Origin of the sequence: Sporocytophaga sp. (genome assembly GCF_017745095.1) — a bacterium.
Lineage (GTDB): Bacteria > Bacteroidota > Bacteroidia > Cytophagales > Cytophagaceae > Sporocytophaga.
On record NZ_JAGHZZ010000001.1, the window covers coordinates 577,827 to 602,474 of the forward strand.

Consider the following 24,648-nt stretch of genomic DNA (forward strand, 5'->3'; position numbering starts at 1 on the left):
TTGATGATTGAAATTATAGTTTATTAGATTTTCCTGTCCACGCCTTGTCTTTCAATCATCCACCCTGGATATTCAAGTGGAAGCTTGCTAACTTCATCAAGCTTTTGAAGTTCTTCTGCTGTGAATTTTACTTCAATTGCTTTCAGGTTGTCATCCAGTTGTTCGGGTTTATTTGCACCAATAATTACGCTGCTTACCGCGGGCTGATGAAGTAGCCATGCTAGTGCAAGTCGCGCTACAGATGTTTCTTTTTCTTTTGCCATTGTGCTTAATGTGTCTACGACATCAAACGCACGGTCTTTATTTACAGGTGGAAAGTCAAAGTTTACTCTTCTTCCTCCTTCTGAGTTTTCTCCATTTCTTGTGTACTTGCCACTAAGTAATCCTCCCGCTAATGGGCTCCATACCATAAGACCCATTTGCTGATCTTTCAATACGGGTATAACTTCACGTTCAAGATCTCTTCCTGCAATTGTGTAATAGGCCTGTAATGAAATGAATTTAGCAAGTCTGTGGTAGTTGGAATATGCAGAAGCTTTCATTATATGCCATGCTGCGAGATTGCTACAGCCAATGTATCGAACCTTTCCACTTTTTACCAGAGTATCCAACGTGTCGATAATTTCTTCGAAAGGAGTTAAGGCGTCATAACCGTGAATCTGATAAAGGTCTATATAATCTATATTCAGTCGCTTCAGACTATTTTCAGCTTGTTGAATGATATGCTTTCTGCTCAGTCCGACATCATTTGGTTTATCACTCATCTTACCTCTTACTTTGGTAGCAATAATAAGATCATCACGGTTAAGGCCAAGATTACGAATTGCCTTTCCTGTCATTGTTTCTGATAAGCCCTCAGAGTATACATTGGCAGTGTCAATAAAATTGATACCCGCATCAACAGAGCGACCGATAAGTTGGTCAACAGCTTCTTGTTCGAGAGAGCCTATCGCTGTCCAGAATCCTTTACCACCAAATGTCATAGTGCCTAAGCACAATTCAGATACCTTAAGCCCTGTATTGCCTAATAGATTGTACTTCATGATTTTAGCTAGGTTTAAAATTTATATTGCAAATGTAGAGGCATTCGCAAAAGGTGCCTAACGAGAATCAAAGTAAAAATTATAAAAATCAAAGAATTATTTCCTTAGAGAAAGGGGAGTTCTTCCTGCGTTTTTCTTAAAGAAATTATTAAAATAGGTGGGATAAGCAAATCCAAGGCAATAGGCAATGTCAGCAACACTCCAGTCTGTGTTTAGTAACAAAGCTTCAGCTTCATTAATGATACGCTCTGTTATATGAGTTGTTGTGGATTTGCCCGTTACAGCATTGATGGCATGATTAAGATGGTTTACATGTATCGATAAATGAAATGCATAATCAGCAGGTTTTCTTAATTTTAGAATTCTCTCAGGAGTATCAATAGGGAATTGTCTTCCCAACAAATCCATAAATAATCCTGCAATGCGAGTAGTGGCGTCATGTTGTGTAATGCTTGAAGTAACCGGTTCCATCTTAAGTACTTCATAGATCAATAAACTCACATAGTTCCTAAGTATGTCATATTTGTGCTGGTATTCCGAGTTTATTTCTTCCAGCATCTTTTCATACAGTTCATGAATATGAGGTAGTTGTGATTCGGTAGGAAAGAAGACGGTATTTTGTCCCACTTTAAAAGGAGGTAATTGTAAGATATCCTGTCGACTTCCATTTTTGAAAAACTCATCAGTAAAAATGCACATATATCCTGTTCCCCAAGGGCCTGCGCTTTCAAAGGAATAAGGAACAAGAGGGTTGGAAAATACTATTGCTGGTCTGTCAATATGGATAGTTTTATTTGCATAATGGAGGTGACCTTCACCTGATATAATCCATATTTTATAGTAGTCCCTGCGGCTGTAAGGTAATATTTTCTGACCAGAAGCTGAATATCTCTGGACATTAAACTGTGCACGTTTAATTTGAGACAAGTCTAAAGCTGATTTTTGCATGCGGCAATGTTTTCTTTTTCAAATTTAATAGAATCAAAGAATTTTAAAATAGGCTCCGCTGATATGGCTGCTTTAATTTTCTCCAAGACTTAGGTAGGTTAGACCGGGAGGATGTTTTCAGTTTTTTTATGAACAAAGGATTTTTGTTTTTTAACAGGATAATAAATACGCTTTAACAAATAATATAATAGCTGGTTAAGGAACTGTACTTTTAATTGAAACTGAGTGGCTTGAGGTTCGGCCAGAAATGTAAGGCTACAATATTAACCGGAATGAGAAATAAAGGAAGAGTAAATAGTGTCAATCAGCAAGACTTCCTTAGCGAGGGAGGATTAATGGGGGAATTAATGCGTGAGTATAGATGGAACAGCCATCCGTTAGGTGACCCGGAAAAATGGCCCCAAAGTTTAAAGACCCTGACAAAACTTATTTTACATTCTGCTCTCCCGATGGCTATTTGGTGGTCAAAGGACCTTTACCTGATTTACAATGACCCTTTTATTCCTGCATTGGGAGATAAACATCCGGAAGTATTAGGAGCTGATGGCTCTTTGATTTGGAAGGATATCTGGCCTCAACAGGTATCATTAATGGAAGAGATTTTAAGTGAAGGGAAATCTTTTTATACTGAAAACCTGATGTTGCCTCTCAAAAGGGATGGTAATAATGAAGAGACCTATTGGACCTTCTCCTGCAGTCCTGCACATGATACTGATGGCAATATTAGAGGAGTTTTTTGTACATGTTTTGAAGAAAGTAAAAGGGTATTGGATGATAGGCGTATTCTAACTTTGAAAAATATTGCCGGAGTTAACGCTCAAGCCATGACTATAGAGAAAGTCAGTAAGGAAATCTTTGGCATTATTGAGAAGAATGAAATTGATATTCCTTTTGCCCTTATATATTTGATTGATGAGAAAGAAGAGTTTGCTAGTCTTCTGGGAAAGTCAAGAAAACTTCCTCATTCTGCCGCCCCTTTACTCATCAGTCTGAAAAGTCCTTCCATGGATAAACAGCTGCCCCTTGCCAAGATAATGGAGAATAATAAAAGCTTAATCATAGATGATTTCGCCAACAATTACTGGTCCACTTATGACAGCTTAAATCAGCTCATTGATAAGGTTGTGATAATGCCTATTTTCAAATATGGAAAAGAATACCTATCAGGCTTTTTCATATCAGGAATCAATCCCAGATTGAATTTTGATATTAATTACCGCAATTACTTAGAGTTGGTTGCTGGTAAACTTGAATTACTTCTTACAAGTATTAGGGCGCAACAGGCAGAACTAAAATGTTTAAATACTTTAGAAGAAGTAGATCGCATAAAAAACATTTATTTTAAGAGTGAAGAACTTTTCAGGACTACGTTCGAAGGGGCTGCAGTTGCTGTGATAATTACGGATTTGAAGGGGTCTTTTTTGAAGGCAAATAAATCTGCAACAAAGATATTTGGTTACAGTGAAGAGGAACTGATATCACTTTCTGTCGCTGATATAACCCACCCGAAAGACAGAAAGAAAAGCTATGATTTAATGAATAGTTTAAAGGATGGAGAGTTGTCATCGTATGTATTTGAGAAAAGGTACATAAGAAAGGATAAGACAGTTGTATGGGCTCAGGCCAGCATAGCCATATTGAAAGATCAACAGGATCATCCTTTGAATTTTGTAGCTGTAATCGAAGATATCACTGATAGAAAAAGAATGCAATCAATTCTACAGGGACAAAAGCTTGCACTTGAAAAGGCCGTTAATGGTGAGTCCCGTGAAGTTGTTCTTGAAATTATTGCTTTGACAGCGGAGGAGCAATCTTCTAATAAACTATTTGCATCTATACTTCTTCTTGAAAGTGATGGCAAATATCTGATACATGCCGCTGCTCCTAGTATTTCGAAAAGTTATACTGATGTTATTGACAGGATTCCTGTAAATGCTGGCAGTCCTTTTGGAGCAACTGCAATTTCGGGAAAGGACGTGATGATTGACGATATTGGAAAAGATCCTTTATGGAATGATTTCAAGGATATAGCATTGTCAAATAAACTTAGAGCATGCTGGTCTACTCCAATCTGGTCATCAAAAGGTAGTCTTCTTGGGGTTTTTGTGCTTTATTATTCAGAAATAAATAGTCCTGATATTCATGATAAGGAAATGGCAGACCTGCTTTCACGTACCGCGGGCATTGTCATTGAGTGGCATTTAGATATATTAAAAAGAATGCAAAGTGAAGAACGCCTCAGTTTTGCAATGACAGCTTCTGAATTAGTCGGAACATATGACTGGCATATCCAGCCCAATTTGATTTATGCAGATAAAAAATTTAATTCTTTGTTCTCTGTAGATTCTGGAAATGCTGAAAAGGGAAGACCTATGGAAGAATATTTGAAATGTATTCATCCTGATGATATTGGAAAGCTGAGAAGAGAGATGAATCATACATTAAAAACAGGGGAAAAATTTTTCTTGGAGTACAGGATTATACAACAGGATGGAAAAGTTAATTGGGTTATTGGACGCGGCGAATGTTTATTTGATGATGAGGGACAGCCTTGGAGATTTACTGGTGTCGTGGTTGATATCACTGAAAGAAAGAGAGTAGAGGATGCATTAAGAGAAAGTGAGGAGCATTTGAAAGCACTTGTGATGGCTTCGTCGGAAGTTATTTACCGTATGAGCGCCAATTGGGAAACAATGATCTATTTGGATGGCAGAAATTTCCTCATTGATACAGGGGTGCCAATTCATGACTGGTTGGAAAAATACATACCTGTTGATCATCAGAAAATGGTTCTTGAAGAAATAGAAAATGCAGTGAAGGAGAAAAGAGTTTTTCAATTGGAACATCATGTCGTGAGATCTGATGGTTCTATTGGATGGACCTTTTCACGAGCAATTCCTATTATTAATAATAAGGGAGAGATTCTCGAGTGGTTTGGTGCTGCAAGTGATGTGACAGAACGCAAACGACATGAAAGAGTACTTCTTCAGAGCGAAGAACACTTTCGCACATTTGCTAATAATATTCAAAACCTTGCATGGATCACCGATCCTAAAGGTTGGACATACTGGTATAATGAGAGGTGGTATAATTATACAGGTACTACTTTTGATGAAATGGAAGGTTGGGGATGGAAAAAAGTGCACCACCCAGATCATATCAACAGAGTTGTTCAATTTATTAGGGAGGCTTTGAAGGAGGATCAGCCTTGGGAGTTAACCTATCCTTTGAGAAGTAAAAGTGGTGAATATCGTTGGTTTTTATCTCGTGCTTATCCCGTCAAAAATGATGAAGACAAAATTATCAGATGGATAGGCACAAATACGGATATTGATAATCAGAAGAAAGCTGAAGCAGCACTTGCTGAAAGCAATATTGAGCTTATTAAAATAAATAATGACCTTGACAACTTCATATACACAGCCTCTCATGATTTAAAAGCTCCTGTAATAAACCTCGAAGGACTTTTTACGGCATTCTTAAGTGAGATAGAATTAAGTGATGATTTAACAGCGATAAAATCAATGATTGATGCATCATTCGCAACATTTAAAAGTACTATCAGAGATCTTACAGAAATTATCAAAGTCCAGAAAGGCAGCTCTGCAGATGATCAGGAAGTAATTAAATTCTCTGAAATTATTGAAGAGGTTAAACTTGGTATTAAAGATCAGATAGAGAAGAATGAAGCTGAAATAAAAACTTCATTAGATGTGGAAGAAATTAAATTCTCCAGAAAAAATCTGAGAAGTGTTTTTTATAATTTTATTTCTAATGGCATTAAATATGCTGATCCAAAACGGAAATCAATAATTGAAATTTCAACAACTAAAAGTGATGGTTTTGTTTTGGTAACATTTACTGATAATGGTTTGGGTATTTCTGAAGAAAATAGAGCTAAAATGTTTTCCATGTTCAAACGATTCCATGACCATGTCGAGGGTACAGGAATCGGCCTTTATATAGTAAAGAGAATTGTTGATAATGCTGGAGGTAAAATAGAGGTGGAAAGCAAACTTGGAAAAGGTTCCAGCTTTAAAGTCTATTTAAAGAAATTAAGCCAGTAAAATTTCTACTGACTTAATTTGTTTTTTCATGTTATGGAGGTTATCGGTTACAGTTTCCTGAATTTTTTTACATTGTGGTTGCCATCGGTTGTATTAACGTTTAGAAGATAATATCCGGAAGGAAATTCAGAAACATTTATGGTTTTTTCGTTTATCCATTCTAGCTTTATTTTGTTACCCACGATATCTGTAACGTACGTCTCTGTTACATTTATTTCTTGATTAGATTTTATTTCTATTAGGTCATTTGTAGGATTGGGAGAGATAGAGATGGCTTCACCTTCATTAGAGTATGATGATGAAGCTCTTGTCTGGTTATCTTCTGTGCAATCATAAAAACATGCGCTCATTGAGCCACTGGTAGCTCCACATGGCCCATCAGGATCATTAGTAACAAAGATTAAATCAACACAATTGTTCGCATCTTGAACACCTGGATAGTAAGCCGTATAAGTTGAGTTCGGATCAGCAAATGTGCCTGACCCTGTTGATGACCATGTTCCGCTTGAAGCGTATCCATACAAATAGACATTAGCATTTACTGGCGAATTTGAACATCCATAAATACTTGTCTCAGGGAATACTAGATCAGGTGCCGCTTGCAAGCTAACCGACAAAGCGGCAGAACTAGAGCAACCGTTCCAGTTGTAAGCAGTGACTCCCAAGCTAACTCCTGCATTATTTACATCATTGGCATCGTAGTAGTAATAAGTGTTGCTTGCATATGGATCCATAAAATATCCCGATCCACCGGTAGACCATTCGATATATTCATACATAGAAGCATTTGCTTCTACAAATATTGCTCCGCCTGATGAATAGCCGCATTCAACTATGTCGCTTCCTACACTTACTGTGGGGCAGGGAGGGCTGAAGCATGCACTCATAGATCCACTGATTGGCCCACATGGACCATCGGGATCATTGGTAGTGAAATAAAGCTCCACGCATCCGTTTAGTTTATCTTCCAGGCTTGGAAAATATGCTGAATAGGTTGAATAAGGATCAGTAAATGTTCCGGAACCACTGGTAGTCCATATTCCAGATGATGCATAGCCATATAAATATACTGTTGCACTTACTGCCTCTTCACCCCATTGATAGACATTCGGTTCGGGAAATTCCAATTTTGGTGCCGCCTGAAGCTGTACCTGTATTGTGTCTGTGTATGATTGACACCCACTTCCGTTAATAGTTGCATATAGTTCAATAATAGCAAGGTTTACATCTGTATCAGTGTAATAATATATGGGAGTCATAGAATTCGGATCATCAAATCCTCCGGTACCATTAGTAGTCCAGTATATGTCAGGATTTCCGGAATTGGGCGTTGCATTTAAGTACAATTCTCCTCCCCATTCATAACCGCACTCTACTATATCTGGCCCGGCATTTACAAATGGTTTTTGGAATCTGATGATCACCTGATCTGAATCGGAGGTACAAGGGCCCGCAGGATCATTCGTGGTGCCATAGATTGTTACAAGTCCGTTGGCAATATCATTTGATGAGGGAGCATAATAGGTATAACTACCAAGGTTTGTGGAGAAAAGACCTGTTCCGGAGGTTTTCCAGAATACAGTAGTTGCAGAACCACTAATGTTTCCGTCTATATAGATAGGCTCATTCCCGCATGCGAACATGTCATTATCAGGTAAATTTATTCGTGCTGGTTTATTCAATTTTAGTGTCAAGGAGTCAGTAACAGATGGACAGTTTCCTGTTGTGTCAGATAAAGTAACTTTGAGTGATGCAAAACCTAATTCAGTGTCCCTAGATGAAATTTTATAAGAGGCATTTAACGAATTTTCTTCATTAAATATGCCGTATCCAGTGGTAGTCCATTGAATTTCATAGTTACTTCCTTTGGCATAGGCTGTAAGATTATAGAACTCATCATTTCCGCAAATAATATCGGATGAAGGCCTGATGTTTACCTTATTGCATTTACGTATCTTAATATACATATAGTCCTGAATATGACCGTATATGTGATGTTTAAGGGTAATTTTTACTCTCCCTTTCTTAATGTCTTCGGCACTGGGAATGTAGTCAGTTTTCAGTGAGCTAGGCTTGGTGAATTGGCCTGTGCCATCCGTTTCCCAAATGAAAGTTCTACCTTTTGTGACTTTCCCTAATAGATGTGCTATCTGGCCCTCGTAGATTATCTGATCGGGGCCGACATCAACAGATTTATTTTTCGCTTGTGTCGTTGTATAAAACTGAACAAGCAAAAGTAAAAGCGTAAGCGTTTTTTTCATATAGTTTGATTGTTTGTTTCAGGTTATAATTGAAGTAATGTTAAGAAATGAAATTTTTAAACTATTGATTTTTAGATTGTATTATGGTTGTTTTTTTGTTAAGGGGAGATGTTCTTTCTGTCAAGTTATGTGTCTTAATTATGAGATATGGATGGTGAAATAACCTTATTATTTCATGTCTCTCCTAGTATTAAGAAACTTTGGTAATGGGTTATTTAGTCTTTCTAGCCTAAATGGCAATGCTGACAATTGAAAATGTTAGGGGCAAAACACTTGATTTATCAGCTATAATCAAGGCATTTAACTTTTCTTATTTCAATGATAAAAGTGATAATAGTAAGAGAGTTGCATTTGATATTTGAGTCTTCCAGGGTAATAATTCGATATTAAAGGTTTGCTGTCCGGCAAACCTTTTTTTGTTATTATTTATTTTCAATTAAAACTTTTTTAAGTAAACAAACGTTTACTTACTTAAAATTACTTATATTGCCTCTGAATTTAAATTTGTTAAACAATGAGACCAAAAGATCTTGAAAAAGAGGAGGCCATACGGGCAATAGCGCTGAAAATAATTGCAGAAGAAGGCCTGGAAAATCTAAGTATGCAAAAATTAGCAAAAGAAGCTAATATCTCTCCACGCACTATATATATCAAATATGAAAATAAAGAAGATCTTTTAATTAAACTTTTCATTGATGAAGTTTTAGGTACTTATGAAAAAGCTGTGTTGGAAGGATTTGATGAAGCCATGGATTTTGAGACTGGTGTGAGAAAGATGTGGTTGAATACATTTAGGTATTTTAAGAGTAACAGGCAAGCTTATGTGTTAATGCAATACGGGAAGTCATCTCCCTTACTCAATAAGGCATTTAAAGAAAGAAATATAAAGGAGGGGCAGTTCTTTGCTCCGGTTCATCGGTTTCTGAAGCAAAATGCTAAAGCTCGTATAATTAAGAATTTTCCCAACGAAGTACATAGAGCGCTTATTTTCTCGCCACTTCTGGATCTAATCAATGAGTATTTTGAATATAAAGATCGACCTAAACAGATCATAACAGAGAAAGTGATTTTAGAGTGTTGTGAAGCAATTATTAAAGGTATTAAGTTATAAGTAATAAGTTTTAAGTCATTCACTTAGAAAAGAACAACCCATGGAGAAAATTAGGAATAAAAGAATTGCCATCATTGGCGGTGGTCCTGGTGGATTAACATTAGCAAGACTTCTGCAGATGAATGGTGCGGATGTTAAGGTTTATGAACGTGATCTTAATAAAGATGCACGTGTACAAGGCGCAACACTTGACTTGCATGAAGAGTCTGGTTTAAGAGCGATAAGAGAGGCAGGTCTCATGGATGCTTTTAAAGCTAACTATAGACCTGGCGCTGACAAAATAAGGATTACTGATAAGCATGCAGCAATCCTTTATGATCAGCACGACGAGCAAGGACAGGATGAAGCTTTTGGGGATGAATATTTCAGACCAGAGATAGATCGTGGACCTTTGAGGAAAGTTCTATTGGCGTCACTGAAATCAGATACCGTTGTTTGGAATAGCCATTTTAAAACTATGGCTGAAGTGGAAGGTTCTTGGAAGCTTGAGTTTCAGAATGGCACGACAGCCTTGGCTGATATAGTTGTTGCTGCTGATGGAGCAAATTCAAAAATCAGACCTTTCATTACACCTTTAAAACCATTTTATTCTGGTGTAACTATAGTGGAAGGTGCGGTTTATAATGCAGAAACGGAAGCTCCGGAAATTTATAAACTTGTCAAAGGAGGAAAGGTATTTGCTTTTGGAGATGAAAAGAGCTTAATAGTTAGTTCAAAAGGTGATGGTAGCATAACTTTTTATACGGGATGTAAGACTAATGAGAGTTGGTATAAGGATAGCAAGATTGATTTTAATAATATTGATCAGGTTAAAGATTGGTTTATAAAAGAGTTTATAGGATGGGATTCCAAATGGCTGGAGTTATTTGAAAAGGCGGAACCGCATTTTATACCAAGGCCTCAATATTGCATGCCTTTAGATCAAAGCTGGACTCCACTCACTAACCTTACAATGCTTGGTGATGCAGCTCATTTAATGCCTCCTTATGCAGGAGAGGGCGTAAACATGGCGATGCTTGATGCTGTGGAATTATGCAACTGTCTTTTGAATCCACAATTACCCAACATACATAGTGCCATAGCAGCTTATGAAAGTCAAATGCTTGTGCGCTTTAAAGATGTGGCTCAGATGACGCTGGATCAGGCAGATTCTTTACATTCTCCAAATGCTGTTTCTAATATGTTGGAATTATTTAATCAGATGTAATTTATTCAGGATGGATTGAATTGAGTGGGGGATAGTGAAATCGGGATGATTATATTGAGTTATAAAAATTGCAGAGGGCAATGGAAATATAAGTTTTGAATGCCTGTATTCAAACACAAAAGCTTCCGATTGATTGGAAGCTTTTGTGTTTGAAATGAATGCTTTTATTATATAGTTTATTTACCTTTCCATTGATGATGTCTGAATTTCTTCCAGTTTCTTTGTCTGTTACTAATTGTAGAATTTGAAGTTTCCCAGCCATGAGGAAAACAGAATGAGCATTCCTTTTTTCCGTATATTATTCTGGAGATCTGAACGTTTGAAACCTTTGGTGGAAAATCAATTTGCTCCCAGTCATCAGTCAATCCAAAAGCATTTTCAATTTGTTTCTTTCTTTTCATTGAGTTTACATTAGGTGAATACCTAATGCAAAGCCCCTTTTTGAAAATCTTTTAAATTTATCATTGTCGTTTATGACGGTATTAATTGTATGAGTTTCTAATAAATTTAATAGAACTTTTTAATATAAAAAACTAAAGTCCTTCAATTCAAAAGAATGAAGGACTTTAGTTTTTTGTCTTTTTCTCTAATCTTATGCCTGCATTTACAGAGTGGGATTATGAAAAGTAGCCATCATGTTACTCCTTGATTTTGCCCAGTAAAACAAGCAACCTATTGGAAGCAGTATGCTCATAATGGCTGAAAACAGGAAGTATTTCTGAAAGTTTTTCTGAGGAATGTCTAATGAATAGATAATGACACCATTTTTTACAAGTTGAAGTACATCGTTATCATTACCTAAATCTATAAATGCATTTTGTGCTTTTTTTAGATAGATCGTAATTGCATCATCTTTTTTAATCAGGCTGCTTACTTCTTTCATGGTTTTGTTGTTTCCATAAGCTACTCTGAATTGTCCAGTTTCTGCCATTGTAATCCATACTTCAGGCTTTCCTTGTTTGCCTTTAGCTTCCTTCATTCGGATTGCTTCCACTTTACCGGTCAACTCATTCAATTCCTGAGAATCCATATGGTATAAGCGGTAATATGAAAATGAAAAATATATAGAGAATAATGTGAACGCAACAAGGGCTAAATACTGACAGTAAGTGCCAATTGTCTTTTTTATATCTGTGTTATTCGTTCTCATAAGATTCAGATTTTATCTTTATTAATAAGAGTAATCAGTTCTAATACCGTAAAATTGAGCAATAAGTTATTGATTTTAAAATGCTTAAAAGTTTTGAAATTCTCTGGATGGCTTGAAATTAAAGGAGCTTTCCTTAAAAATTGTATACAAGTTTTCTAAAATAACCTGCAAAAATGACCATGTGTGAATGTTTTATCTCTTGATTTTATTCTAAAGACATATTTTTTAGTGTTGAAAATTGCCATTTTGGTGAGCGGTAGAAATGAACTGTTGGATTGGTTGTATTTTTGAGGAGAGTGCTCAAAAAGAATGGTGTTTTTTGAAAAACGGATAATTGTATCAGGAAAAACCCTGATATGGTAGGTGGCTTATTTATAAAAGGCCTGAATTTTTAAGGGTAAATTTTTTTTCATTTATTTTAAATTTTTTTTCGATTTCAAGTTTGAGGAGGGCTAATTGAGCTTATTTCTAAAAAATGGAGCACTAGAATTGAATTTCAAGACAAATGGCCTGTTAATAGGAATACCTTGCGGTAATTTCAAATTTATTATCAGCTGAAGTTGAAAGTTGTCTAGTGCCTATCAGGAAAGATCCCATAAAACTGATGGTGCCATAGTCTAAAGTATGAGCATTAATACCGAGCAGGATTGCAATACCACGTTTGAATTTGAAATTGGCTCCTGCTTCAATCACTTCTGCCATCAATAATACAGGGGCATATTCTAATGATCCAGGGTTTCCGGACTCTTTACGGAAATAAAGGTGGTTATACATTGATATTTGTGGACTTAGATCAAAACTGTATATACCATTGAAATTTAGCACAGGTGATAGCTTAAAGTTCTGTTGTATTGGGGTTAAGACAGATTGAGTGAATTGCTCTACTGAAGCTCCTAGTTTTAATTTTCTCCAATGGTACCACATGCCAGCATAACCGTCAAAAGCGGTGGATGTACCACCTCCAACAGACTGCGATCCGTTGAGTGTAAGAGATACAGCTCCAAGTGCAAGACCAAGTGAAACATATTGTTCTCTCCCGATTGCTATCGTTCTTGAATATCTTGCGTAATATCTACTTCTCTTTATGAATGGCCCATCATTATTGGTCTGTATAAGGGCGCCGATTTTACTGTACGAAAGCGATTTTCTGTTTCCCGGTTTAAAATCAAGATCAAGATATCTTCTGTTTACCCCTTCAAATAATCCGTAAAGTGCGCTATTCCCTATTCTTAGATTAAACTTTCCGGAAGTGTCTTCACTGGCAGGATTGAACATTGCATAGTTTTGAAAGAACTGATCAAATGTCAGAAATGATCCTCCCGCGGACTGGGATTTAGCCTGTCCGGGCAATAAAGAAAGCAAAATCAGAAGCAGACTAACGAGTCTTGAAGTTTGCATTTTTTACCTTATTTAAAGAGGAAGGGAGAATTTTTATTTAATATTTAGTCCCGAAAAACTCCTAAAATAAAGGAAAATAAATCAATTTATTTCGCCTCTTCCAAAATTTTAAGTTTGACCAGGAAATACACTTTTCCATTTTTCCGTTGATAACGTGTAACTTAAAATCAGAGTTAGTCGTCTGGAAAAAAAGCAGCAAAGTAAAGTTTACTTTTCTCTTTTGACAGTGTAATACCAATCGAATCTTGAACAAGGACCCAGAAATATTAGCAAGTATAAAGTCTGGCAAAAACAGTCAGGTGTTATCCTATTTGTATGAAACTACCTTACGGAAAGTAAGACATTATATTCTTACTCATGGAGGAAATATGGATCAGGCAAGTGATATATTTCAGGATGCAGTGATTATCTTGTTTAATCAGGTCAGAAAAGGTAAGTTTGATGAAAGACATGCGATTGATGCGTTTGTTTATACAGTAGCAAAAAACCTTTGGCTGAATAAGTTGCGGGATGAGAAACGGATTTCAAACTACGAAGATATGACTATCTTTGAAGTCGCAGAGTCAGGGAAAGATTCTCTCTCTGATCTCATTACAAAAGAACGATCTGCAGCTGTAAGTAAATTGTTCGGTCAGTTAAATGAAAAATGCAGAGAACTCCTTCATTATTACAATCATGAAGGACTGTCTATGAAAGAGATAAGTGAAAAGCTGGGATATAATAATGAACAGGTTGCAAAGGCCAGTCATTATCGATGCAAGCAATCGCTTATAAATTTGATTAAAGGAAATAAGTTACTGGAAAATCTTCTTAGAAATTGAGCACGGAACAGGAAAAATATCATTTGATAGATCGCTATCTGCGTGGAGAGCTTGCCGGAGAAGAGCTTGAAGATTTTACCAAAAATCTTTCTCATGATTCCAGTCTTGCGGAAGATGTTGCTTTTCAGGGTGAAGTAAATGAACTGATATCTGTAAATGCATATCACGAGCTTCGCAACCAGATGTCTGCAGATATTGCAAATATTGATAAAGGCACAGGCAATAAAGGTTTTAATAGAACCATTAGTGTCATATTGATTGCTGGTTTGTTATCAGTTGTCGGAGGATATTTTCTTCTTAAAGACAATGATAAAGGGACTTCCGGATTGTCAAAAAATGATAAGCAGGAATTGATCCATCCTGATAATATTCCTTCTACGAAGGTAACTGAGGCAGAGAACGGTAGTAATGCATTTGAAAATGAACAATCGGCAACTAGTAATAACAATAGCAAGAAGCCTTTAGAAAATATAAAGGGGGATAAAACTGTTGAAATTCAGGATAATGCCCAGGCAATAAGTAAAAATAAAGTTGCTGCGGATACTGTTGTATCCCCTGGTCAATCTGCTACTATCAATGAGACTAACAAAGCAGTTAAGGAACCTGTTTCAACTATAACTGATAAGCCGGAAATAAATGCAGACCCTTGTGCAAAAGCAGTTATTAAAGCAAGATGGACAACATCAGATGCGTGTCAGGCAAGAAATGACGGAAAGATCGAAATTGATGAAAGTCTAATCCAGGGAGGAGAAGAACCTTATAGAATTGATCTTTATTCTGGAAATCAGAAAGTTGATCCTTCAGATCTGGATCGTTTATATTCAGGTAATTACACACTCAAAATTACGGATGTTAATGGCTGTCTGGGTAAATGGAACATTAAGCTGGCAGAAAAAAGCTGTCAGCCTGTAGGTGTTTCGTTCTCGCCTGCTCAGGGAGAGACATGGGCATTTAGTGGGAATGACAGGAATAGTTATTATCTTAGCATATATAACCAGGCCGGACAAATGATATTTAAATCATCCTTATTGTCAGGTGTCTATGAATGGTCCGGTATTAGCAATGCCGGTTCCATGGTAGAAACGGGCTTTTATGTTTATGTGGTAGAATATACCAATGGTAAAAGGGAGAACGGTCAGATAACAGTGATCAGATAATGAGCAGAATTTTTAAAAATCTAATAAAGCTAATAGGCATAACTTTGGCTCTGATATTTTCAGAGAATAAAGCCTATTGTCAGACTTTTATTCTGCCTGATACCAATTTCCGAAATGTTCTAATGTCTAGATATCCTTCTGTAATGACAGGAGACAAACTGAATATTTCTGCTGCAAATAGTTTCTTCTTTGATCTGATCATTACCAATGCCAATATATCTGATCTTACAGGTATTGAAAATTTTAGATCTGTATTTAAGATCGATGCTTCAAATAATAAGATTAAGACAGTCCCAAATCTTTCACCCATCACCAATCTGGAATATATCTACCTGAACTTTAATCAGCTGACGAATGCTAATTTTGTTATAGGCAATACAAACCTTTTGCAGATTCAATTATATTATAATAATCTCATATCTTTTCCTGAACTGCCTGGATTTACCAAGCTCCAGAAATTATTTCTGTCAGGTAATCAGATTTCAGGTATGTCAGGGTTGCAGTACCTTACAGCTCTTGAAAACCTTCAGTTAGGTGTAAACAAGTTGGATAGTCTTCCTGATTTGTCAAAGAATACCAAGCTTACAGAATTGCATTGTGATCGTAATGGACTTAAATACCTTAATGGTGCAGAAAAGATAAAAGGTTTGAAAGTTATTTATTGCTGGGGGAATGAGATTGAAGATCTTTCAAACTTAAACAAGATTACAACTCTTGAAGAATTATATGCGGATTACAATTTGCTGACAACTCTTCCAGACTTATCTAATAAACCTTCTTTAAGAAAACTAGCTGTTAATAATAATAAATTGACATTTGAAGATCTCTTACCATTAACTCAATTGCCTGGATTTTCAAATTTTGCATATGCCCCTCAGGATTCCATTGGTGAAAGGGTTGAAAAGACAGTTAGATATCTTGAGCCAGTAAATTTTGCTGTGGATGAAGATGCAGGTTTAAGTGGAAATCAATATGCATGGTATAAGAATAATACTTTGATAGGTTCTGAGACTTTGTCTGGATTGAATATTAGTAAAGCTAAACCTTCGGATGCGGGAGAATATAGAGCGGAAATTACTAACCCTGCGTTGCCATCATTGACACTTCAGCACAGAGTTTGGAGAATTAATGTTGACAATTCTTGCATGGACATAAATTCATATGGATATAAAATTTTGAGTCAGGACTGTAAAGAAGGTACAGGTTTTAAAGTTGAGGTATCTACAGAAGGCTCTCAGCCTCCTATTACATACACTTTGAATATAGCAGGGACAAGTGATACGATTCACAGTGCTTCTGGCGTGTTTACAAATATTCCCGCTGGCAATTACATGCTTCGTTTGAAAGATCAGAAGGGTTGCCGGATATTACTTGATACCCAGCTTACCATATACAAAGCATCTGATTGCGATCCTGTGATATCTCCACTTGAAGGAGGACAACAAAGTTCATATTTTATCGATAAGCCAGGAGTTGCGAGAATACTTGATATGAATGGAAATATCATTCGTGAATTACTTGCTCCGGCAACTTGGGATGGGACGGGTTCAGGAGGTGAGATTGTAACTACAGGCTACTATGTTATCACTATAGATAATAAGAAGCTCACCAATATTACGGTTGTGCGTTAATATATTTGATTGAGGTGCTCAGGGTATTTAAATCTTTAATTTGTTTCCTTTCCTTCAAATAATTCAGCAAAGAATTTTTTTGATTTTATACTTTCCTCTTTAAAAGCACCCATTGAAAGTCCATATCCAAAAACATAAAACGGTAGAATAATTAAACTCCCAGGTTCAAACGAGCCTCTGGATATTTGTATATTTATCATAGCTGCAGCAATAGCGGAAACTCCACTAAGCCAAACAATCATGAATAAACAGACGAATATATCCATTCTCATTTTAATGTGTATAGAAGAGTGTTCAGTACCTTTTTCAATAGTTCCGGATATTATTGGTCTGAATGGGTTAGGATAACTTATAATTCTTCTTATGCCAAAAGATGTGCGATCAATTTCCCCTTCATAAGGTTTGATTGGAGCCGGGCTCTATATAGAGCGGAATAATTTGGGAGATTCGGTTTTGGATCGAATTCTGTCTCTGATTTCTTTAACAGAAAGGTTGCTTTTTAGTCTGTAGTTTTAGTATGGTAAATATTTCATTCGTATTCAATGCTGATGAAGCTTATGATTTTTTTAACAATATACAGCTGACTTTCAAAGTCCGATTATTCTTACATTTAGATCATCCTCTTTTAAAAGTATAATGTACATGCTGAGTTCATTTGCAATTAAGCGTGAGAAGATAATAGACAGATAAAATAAAACCCTTTCCAGTTTACTTTATTTTGATTGCTGTGTAGATAAAGCTGTTCCATAAAATTGATTCCGGATTTTTAATTTAATCCAATTTATAGTTATCGACATAATTTATTGTCGCAGATGGAATTACTAATGCTGTATTCAATACTCTACTTGAAATAAATATTATATGAAAGAAAAAGGTTTACTTATTCTTATCTTCCTGCTGGGGATCTTTACGTTTCTTCAGGGGCAAACATTAAATTATCCACCATCATGTTCCATCACAATGCCTCATAGTAATGCTTATTTTAAGGCAGGTACAGATGTTGAGATCCACGTTTATTCTACAGATATTGGTAAATCGGCTAATAATGGTACAATAACAAAGGTTGAATTTTACAATGGTACAACTCTCTTAGGACAAGCTACTACTCATACCAATTATACTTATAAATATGTCTGGGGCTGCGTTCCTGCAGGTACTTATACAATTAAGGCAAAAGCTACAAACAGCAAAGGTGTTACATTTACTTCTGTAGGTGTTGTAATTACTGTAGGGACTGCGAATGTTACACAAAGAGGAATGAGTGCCTGCAAGGGCAAATATCTTGCGAATATTATTCCAGGTGCACCACAAGTTAATTACAACACATACTGGAACGGTGTAACTGCAGAGAACAACTGCAAATGGGGACCTGTAGAAGGGACCCGCGATCAGTTTAACTGGAATGGTGCGGATGTTTGCTACAACCATGCTAAGAATAATAATATGATGTTTCGTTACCATGCATTGATGTGGGCAAGTCAATATCCTTCTTGGTTTAAAAATTTAAATTCCGCAGATGCCAGAGCAGAAGCGCTTGAATACATGACAGCAGTTGCGCAAAGATTCCCTTTAGCGGATCAGGTGGATGTAATTAATGAGCAATTGTCAGGTCACCAGGCAGACAATCCGATCTTTGAAAGTTTACTCGGTGGTAAAGGAACTACAGGCTACGACTGGCAGATATGGGTATTTACTCAGGCTCGTGCGTTGTTTCCAAATACAAAGCTGATTTTGAACGATTATGGTCTTGAAAACAATACCACTGCAATCAATAATATGTTAGGGTTGGTTAAAGCTCTTCGTGATAGAGGTTTGATAGACGGCTTCGGAACCCAGGCGCATTGCTTCAATGTCGATCAGACAAGTGCATCTCAGTTAAAATCTGCAGTAGATTTGATGGCTACTGGTGGTGTGCCGGTTTTTGTCACGGAGTTAGACTTAAATGGTGGGGTTGAATCAGAAAGTAATAATACTCAACAAGAGTCAAGTTATAAGACTCACTTTCCTGTATACTGGGAACATCCTGCAGTAGCGGGCATAACGATTTGGGGATATATTACAGGTGCAACCTGGAAAACCGGAACTGGTCTTATGAGCAGCTCTGGGACCGAAAAACCGGCATTTACGTGGCTGAAGGGATATGTGTCAGGCAAAACAAGTGTGGGATATCCATCTTGTGCAACAGGGGCATGCACCAGCAACGGTGAATTGCCAAAAGTGGAACTAACAGGTCCTGCTAATAATACTACTTTTAAAGTTGGGGCAAATATTGCCCTTACAGCAACAGCGAGTGATAAAGACGGAAACATTACGAAAGTCGAGTTTTATAATGGTACAATCAAATTGGGAGAAGATGCGACAAGCCCTTACTCCTTTGACTGGAGCAATGTTGTGGAAGGGAACTATAAGCTTACTGCAATAGCTACCGACAATTCCGGAAATAAAGTTACTTCTACTGAAATATCAATAACAGTTGGGAATCCAAGAACTCAGCTTATTACCAATGGAGAGTTCGACCAAAGTACAAGCGGTTGGGAAATTCAGAATAACAGCAGCGCTAGTGGAACAATGACTGTTATTACTAATGGAAATATGTCAGGAACTAACTCTTTGAAAATATGCCCAGCTACTCCCGGTACTGAAGAATGGCATGTTCAGGTAAGACAAGCAACGCCAATAATTGAAGGGAAAAACTATAAGGTGAACTTTATGGCTAAAGCTGATGCCGCAAGGACTATGACTGTAAGCATTCAACAGGACGCAGATCCTTATACTACTTATTTCAGCAAATCGGTTGACCTTACTACAACAGCTCAGCTGTTCACATATGAATTCAATGCTACTGCCACTGATGCCATTGCAAAGTTGAAATTTTACGTTGGTATAAATTCAACTTGTATTGTAATCGATAAGGTTGAGGTAAGCGAAGGTAATTTTCAATTGGCAGCAGAAATTACAACTGCCGGAAGTACTACTGTTTGTGAAGGATCTTCTGTGGTGTTAAATGCAAATACTGGAACAGGCTATACCTACCAGTGGAAAAGGGATAATTCTGTAATTAATACTGCAACTTCTGCTTCTTATACAGCTACACAATCAGGAAGCTATTCAGTCACAGTTACAGCAAGCGGACAGTCAGTAGTATCAGATGCTATTGAGGTTAAGGTAAATGCAAAACCTCAATTACCAGGTGTAACATCACCAGTATTATATTGCCAGAATGCAAGTGCGACAGCACTCGCGGCAAATGGAACAGCTTTAAAGTGGTATACCGGATCTTCGAATGGGACTGGAGTTGGGACTGCTCCTATCCCTGTCACCGGTGCAGCGGGAACGACCAATCATTATGTTTCTCAAACTGTTAATGGATGTGAAAGCTCCAGGTCTCTTATCGCAGTGACGGTAAATGCATTGCCTCCCGCAGCAATATCAGCTACAGGCTCAACAACAGTAGTAGAGGGGAATAGTGTAGTGCTGAATGCCAATGTCGGTACGGGCTTAAGTTACAAATGGTTTAAAGGTAGCACTCAAGTGGGAACAAATGCTTCCTATGCCACTACCACATCCGGAAGTTACTCTGTAGAAGTATATAATGATGCAGGATGCAAAGCGACTTCTGCCTCAACTGTTGTTACAGTCAACCCTAATCAACCTTCAGTAATCACTATTAATGCTCCTGTATCCAATGAAAATATCATTGGCGGTGCCATCACCTACGATGTAACTGCAGAGGATCCGGATGGTACGATTACCAAGGTAGAGTATTATCTGGATGGTAAACTGGTTGGTTCATCTTCGTCTTCACCATATGTATTTGAATACAAGAATGCAAGCCTAGGAAATCATGAGGTTTTGGTGAAAGTGACTGATAGCAATGGAGGAGTAACTACTTCAAGTACTGTGTCTCTGATTGTAAGTGTTACTACAGGGATGACTTCAGGTGGATATAAGGTCTTTACCGGAATCGTTCCGAATCCAACAAGTGAGTCATTTAAAATTACTTCAAATACGGCCATAAAGCAGTTAAGGATTACAAATATCTATGGTGCAGAAGTAGAAGTATTGAATGAAATACCTGCAGATCAGACAAGCAATATTGGGCTTGACCTGAAAGGTGGAACATATCTTATGACGATAGAATATGTTTCCGGAAGTATAGAAGTTTCTAAACTTGTGAAGATTCAATAATAAATAGTTGTTTTTTAAGTTGTTGTTTTTTGAGGGGTCATTCAGAGTTTTCGAATGATCCCTTTTTTTTATTTTGTTTTTTTGGATTGAAGTGGTCTTCTCGAGCGTTTTCAAGTTTGTATAAATTCCCAGTTCTTTTTTGAGCAATTACTCCTTTTAAAGCACATCTGATCTCATTCTGAAGATTAGGGAACTATTTATTCTTAAGGAATAATATGCTGGGATTTTTATCTGTCAGATAAAAAAAAGCTTTTTTTAGTTATTTCTCCCTAAGTCCTATAGTTAAGGGAACTATGTTTTTGTTAAAATCATTTTATATGTATTAACGAATCATAACTCTTTAATAGAAATGTCTTTACAACAACTGACACCTGACAAATTCTTTTATTCCAATGATGGAAAGGTATTCACCAGTATAGAAGAGCTTTATAAAGGCTTAAAAGAGATGAGTGAGGAAACCTTTATCTACCATGTAAATAAGGAAAAAAATGATTTCTATAACTGGATTAAATATGTAGTTAATTACGACAGTTTTGCTAAATCTATACAGAAAGTAAAAACCAGATCTGGTTTCCTTAGAAAAGCCAAGGAGTTTGTTTCTGCTTAAGATTTTCTCAGATAATTCGGAAAATTATGCAAACAGCCTGTAAATGTTACAGGCTATTACCATTTATGGGCTAACCATTTACTTTTGATGGGTGTAAGGGAATATATCCAAAATCTCGTAATCGATGAAAAAAATTAGTTTATCCGCATTTCTTATTTTACTATTTACTCCAATTTTAATAAAAGCAAAAGATTATAAAGGCGCAGAGTTGAGGACCAATGAATCTTATTTATATGGTCGATTCGAAGTGAACATGAAATCTGCAGCTGGAAGTGGAATAGTCAGTTCTCTCTTCACTTTTTATGACAACCCTGATTTTGTTACTAACTGGAACGAAATAGATTTAGAAATACTTGGCCGATACAACAATGAAGCACAGTTTAATGCAATAGAAGGCAAGCACAAAATGCATGAGCACAGACAAGTACTAGCCTTTAATCCTCATGAGGAATTTCATACTTATGCTTTTGAATGGACTCCTGAATACATAGCATGGAGCGTAGATGGTCAGGAAGTACACAGGCAGAGTGGAGAGCATATTGCCAGAATGGATAAGCCTCAGAAAATTATGATGAATTTATGGATCTCTGAATTTTATGAGTGGACGGGGCCATGGAATGATTCTATATTGCCGAAGGAAGTGCAATATGATTATGTTAAGTATTATGAATATAAGAAAGATAATACATTTAAACTGAAATGGACGGATGACTTCAATTCCTGGAATATGGAAAGATGGTCTGCCGCATCACATACCTTTGATGGGAATAAAGTCGATTTCACCAGTGATAATGTAAAGTTCAAAAATGGAAAGTTGATCTTAAGTCTCTCTAAGGAAGCAGCTCCTATAATTTTAAATGAAACACAGGAAACAAGCTCTGAAGGAAAGGGACAGATTCAAGAAGTAAAACAGATCGATGAAAAGCATTTAATAGTCACTTTCCGCGGCAATACTTATGCTCCTTATGCTAAGAATAAATACTTTAAGGTAGGTGGAAAAGAAGCGATCAAGACAAAGCTACATCACGATTTGAGGACTCTCGACGTTTATTTGCAAGAACCATTGAATGGTGAAACTGTAAACAAGCTTGAATACACAGGGCCGGGATTGAAAGTGCAGGATATTGAAATTATTAAGAAATAAAATTTAAAATGCCTTTATAAGAATAAATTACCCTTAGCATTTAATCAGAGAAATAGAAAGGCTGTCTTGGTAGGACAGCCTTTTATCATTCATAAATGATCTGTTTTTTTGCTAGTGCAGTCAAGGATGAGTTTTAGTTGTTTGTTATATCGTTACCTTTTTTAGCTCCTTTTTTAACAAGGTAATTTATATATGCTTCAATTTCATCTTCTTGTGGTTCCATCTTTTTTAAGTATATATATACTACTCCTTCTTTAATATTCTTAGCTTTTTCATTTAAGTCATTTTGATATATCAGAGCATAGTCCAAGGCTGTATTGCCATTATTATCTTTGATGTTAATGTCGGCTCCAGCAGATAACATCCTTTCAGTCATTTTAATATTATGACAACGTGATATATACATAAAAACACTGGCACCATTTTTATCCCTGATGTTAAAATCAGTACAGTTATTAGCAAAAAGGTTGGTAATTCTGATAAGGTTATCGGTACTTAATTGAGTCTGATGAAGAGAAGGCCAATTACCATAATTGTCTTTAATAAGCATCAAAGGTGTTTGTCCATTGAGATTAACCTGATTCGGGTCGGCTCCATTGGTTAAAAGTAATTCTATACACTCTAAGTATTTTAACAGATGCTTTCTGTGATTCAAATAATTATTATAATAAGAATCTTGTTCTACCGCTAGGTGTAATGGTGACCGTTGTTTATAGTCTTTAACATTGACATCTAAATCAGCTTTTTTAAGTAAATCTTCCAAAGCTTCTATATTGCCAGAATTTGTCGCAGCATGAATTGGGAAAGAAATTTGTTTGTCACTTTTGCATTTAAGACATGAGTAGAACGGAACAGAAGGATTTGCTCCGGCTTCCATAAGATACTGTACCATTCTTGATGTCCCAACTTCTGCGGCTCTACATAAAATCGTTTTACCATCATTATCAATTTGGTTTGGATTACAACCTTCCTCAAGCAACCACTTTACTATTTCAGAGTTTCCTCCATAAATAGAATTCGTTAATAATTCCTCCCGAACAGAAGTCTCTTTACCAACTTCTGCGCCAAGCGATAGAAGAAGTAGTAATACTGGTTGGTTATTCTGTAATATAGCATAGTTTAATGCTGACCTCCCTTCGTTGTCTGACTCATTTATCTTTGCACCCTTTTCCAGTAGTGCTTTAATAATTTTATATGAGGCAACTCTGTGGGGCCGATTTGAGGTAAGATAATATGTGCCGCATGCACCTATTGCTGGTCCATTAAAACTCGGCCATGTAACTTCTTTAAAACACGAAATTAAAGGGGTGAAACCAAGGCTATCCTTTATGTTTACGTTTGCCCCTTTGCTAAGCAATAAGTCTACAAGCTCCGGGTCATTTTTACTGCAAGCATAATGAAGAGGCGTCTTTCCTGAATAATCCTGTACATTTACATCAGCGCCAAGGGCGATTAATTTTATTATATAGTTGTTGTCCAGTGTTAATAATATTGGAGTCTGACTGGCTTTATTTCGAAGATTAACATCAATATTTTTTCTTGTGAGAAACATATTAACGTTTTTGCAATGTCCGTAATTTGAAAGACTATAGTGCAATGCAGAGTTACCAGTAGAGTCCTGAAAATTTAAATCTGCTCCCTCTTCAAGCAAGCTGAGAATGAATGACGAGTCTAGCTCATGATGAGCAGCAGCAATTAACTCAAGGTTAAGTCTAATGTTTTCAGTTTTCTTATGAGTACAAAAAGAGGTGATTAGAAGAAAAAAAATTAAATAGCTATGCTTCATTTATGTGAAATCTTATATTAAAAATTAGTATAAATTTCTTCAATAAACGTCAGCAATCAAATAATAGTGACAGGAATAGCAAAGTTTTCACTTAGCGTCTGTTAATCTGGATGAAAACTTAATTATAGC

General features: G+C 36.5%; 17 protein-coding genes. 9 read left to right on the plus strand and 8 right to left on the minus strand.

Features of this window, described 5'->3' with window-relative positions; genetic code table 11:
* Positions 1-23 precede the first annotated feature (23 nt).
* Both J7604_RS02440 and J7604_RS02445 read right to left on the minus strand, forming a co-directional pair.
* Positions 24-1,043 carry an aldo/keto reductase gene (locus tag J7604_RS02440; RefSeq protein WP_293890500.1) on the minus strand — a complete coding sequence of 340 codons (1,020 nt, stop codon included), beginning with the start codon at positions 1,041-1,043 and terminating at the stop codon, positions 24-26.
* 96 nt (positions 1,044-1,139) lie between these two features.
* On the minus strand, positions 1,140-1,991 hold the full coding sequence (locus J7604_RS02445) for an AraC family transcriptional regulator (protein ID WP_293890502.1): 852 nt from the start codon (positions 1,989-1,991) through the stop codon (positions 1,140-1,142).
* Positions 1,992-2,263: 272 nt separating this feature from the next.
* Here J7604_RS02445 and J7604_RS02450 point away from each other — a divergent pair, with 272 nt between their 5' ends.
* Positions 2,264-6,058, plus strand: coding sequence for a PAS domain S-box protein (locus J7604_RS02450; RefSeq protein WP_293890504.1), 3,795 nt, complete (start codon positions 2,264-2,266; stop codon positions 6,056-6,058).
* Positions 6,059-6,105: 47 nt separating this feature from the next.
* Here the strand turns inward: J7604_RS02450 and J7604_RS02455 are convergent, their stop codons facing one another.
* Positions 6,106-8,319 (minus strand): T9SS type A sorting domain-containing protein, encoded by a 2,214-nt coding sequence (locus tag J7604_RS02455; protein WP_293890506.1) that lies wholly within the window; start codon positions 8,317-8,319, stop codon positions 6,106-6,108.
* A 514-nt stretch (positions 8,320-8,833) separates the two neighbouring features.
* Here J7604_RS02455 and J7604_RS02460 point away from each other — a divergent pair.
* Positions 8,834-9,430, plus strand: coding sequence for a TetR/AcrR family transcriptional regulator (locus tag J7604_RS02460; protein WP_293890508.1), 597 nt, complete (start codon positions 8,834-8,836; stop codon positions 9,428-9,430).
* A 40-nt stretch (positions 9,431-9,470) separates the two neighbouring features.
* Positions 9,471-10,637, plus strand: a complete 1,167-nt coding sequence (locus tag J7604_RS02465) for an NAD(P)/FAD-dependent oxidoreductase (protein ID WP_293890510.1) — start codon at positions 9,471-9,473, stop codon at positions 10,635-10,637.
* A gap of 176 nt (positions 10,638-10,813) precedes the next feature.
* Here the strand turns inward: J7604_RS02465 and J7604_RS02470 are convergent, their stop codons facing one another.
* The 3 genes from J7604_RS02470 to J7604_RS02480 form a co-directional block, all read right to left on the minus strand.
* A complete protein-coding gene (locus tag J7604_RS02470; protein WP_293890512.1) occupies positions 10,814-11,038 on the minus strand; it encodes a hypothetical protein in 225 nt (74 codons plus the stop codon).
* Between the two features lie 203 nt (positions 11,039-11,241).
* Complete coding sequence (locus tag J7604_RS02475) at positions 11,242-11,787, minus strand: hypothetical protein (RefSeq protein ID WP_293890514.1); 546 nt, start codon at positions 11,785-11,787, stop codon at positions 11,242-11,244.
* Positions 11,788-12,300: 513 nt separating this feature from the next.
* A complete protein-coding gene (locus J7604_RS02480; protein ID WP_293890516.1) occupies positions 12,301-13,185 on the minus strand; it encodes a type IX secretion system membrane protein PorP/SprF in 885 nt (294 codons plus the stop codon).
* A gap of 245 nt (positions 13,186-13,430) precedes the next feature.
* On the opposite strand from J7604_RS02480, the gene J7604_RS02485 reads away from it, so the two are divergent.
* From J7604_RS02485 to J7604_RS02495, 3 genes are read left to right on the plus strand one after another with little or no spacing between them, the layout of a single operon-like run.
* Positions 13,431-14,006 carry a sigma-70 family RNA polymerase sigma factor gene (locus tag J7604_RS02485; protein ID WP_293890518.1) on the plus strand — a complete coding sequence of 192 codons (576 nt, stop codon included), beginning with the start codon at positions 13,431-13,433 and terminating at the stop codon, positions 14,004-14,006.
* Entirely contained in the window at positions 14,003-15,163 is a 1,161-nt protein-coding gene (locus J7604_RS02490) for a gliding motility-associated C-terminal domain-containing protein (RefSeq protein ID WP_293890520.1), read from the plus strand. Before J7604_RS02485 ends, J7604_RS02490 begins: the two co-directional genes overlap by 4 nt.
* Entirely contained in the window at positions 15,163-16,794 is a 1,632-nt protein-coding gene (locus J7604_RS02495) for a leucine-rich repeat domain-containing protein (RefSeq protein ID WP_293890522.1), read from the plus strand. The genes J7604_RS02490 and J7604_RS02495 overlap by 1 nt, the downstream gene beginning before the upstream one ends.
* A gap of 35 nt (positions 16,795-16,829) precedes the next feature.
* On the opposite strand, the gene J7604_RS02500 is transcribed toward J7604_RS02495, so the two are convergent.
* Positions 16,830-17,066 (minus strand): hypothetical protein, encoded by a 237-nt coding sequence (locus J7604_RS02500; RefSeq protein WP_293890524.1) that lies wholly within the window; start codon positions 17,064-17,066, stop codon positions 16,830-16,832.
* Between the two features lie 589 nt (positions 17,067-17,655).
* On the opposite strand from J7604_RS02500, the gene J7604_RS02505 reads away from it, so the two are divergent.
* The 3 genes from J7604_RS02505 to J7604_RS02515 all read left to right on the plus strand — a co-directional run bounded on the left by J7604_RS02505 (position 17,656) and on the right by J7604_RS02515 (position 22,733).
* Positions 17,656-20,982: an endo-1,4-beta-xylanase gene (locus J7604_RS02505; protein ID WP_293890526.1), complete on the plus strand. Its 3,327-nt coding sequence runs from the start codon at positions 17,656-17,658 to the stop codon at positions 20,980-20,982.
* 349 nt (positions 20,983-21,331) lie between these two features.
* The gene (locus J7604_RS02510) at positions 21,332-21,589 is read left to right on the plus strand and encodes a hypothetical protein (RefSeq protein ID WP_293890528.1); all 258 of its coding nucleotides are present in this window, start codon (positions 21,332-21,334) and stop codon (positions 21,587-21,589) included.
* Between the two features lie 124 nt (positions 21,590-21,713).
* Positions 21,714-22,733, plus strand: coding sequence for a family 16 glycosylhydrolase (locus J7604_RS02515; RefSeq protein ID WP_293890530.1), 1,020 nt, complete (start codon positions 21,714-21,716; stop codon positions 22,731-22,733).
* A gap of 133 nt (positions 22,734-22,866) precedes the next feature.
* Here J7604_RS02515 and J7604_RS02520 read toward each other — a convergent pair whose 3' ends face one another.
* Complete coding sequence (locus tag J7604_RS02520) at positions 22,867-24,519, minus strand: ankyrin repeat domain-containing protein (RefSeq protein ID WP_293890532.1); 1,653 nt, start codon at positions 24,517-24,519, stop codon at positions 22,867-22,869.
* Positions 24,520-24,648: the final 129 nt, after the last annotated feature.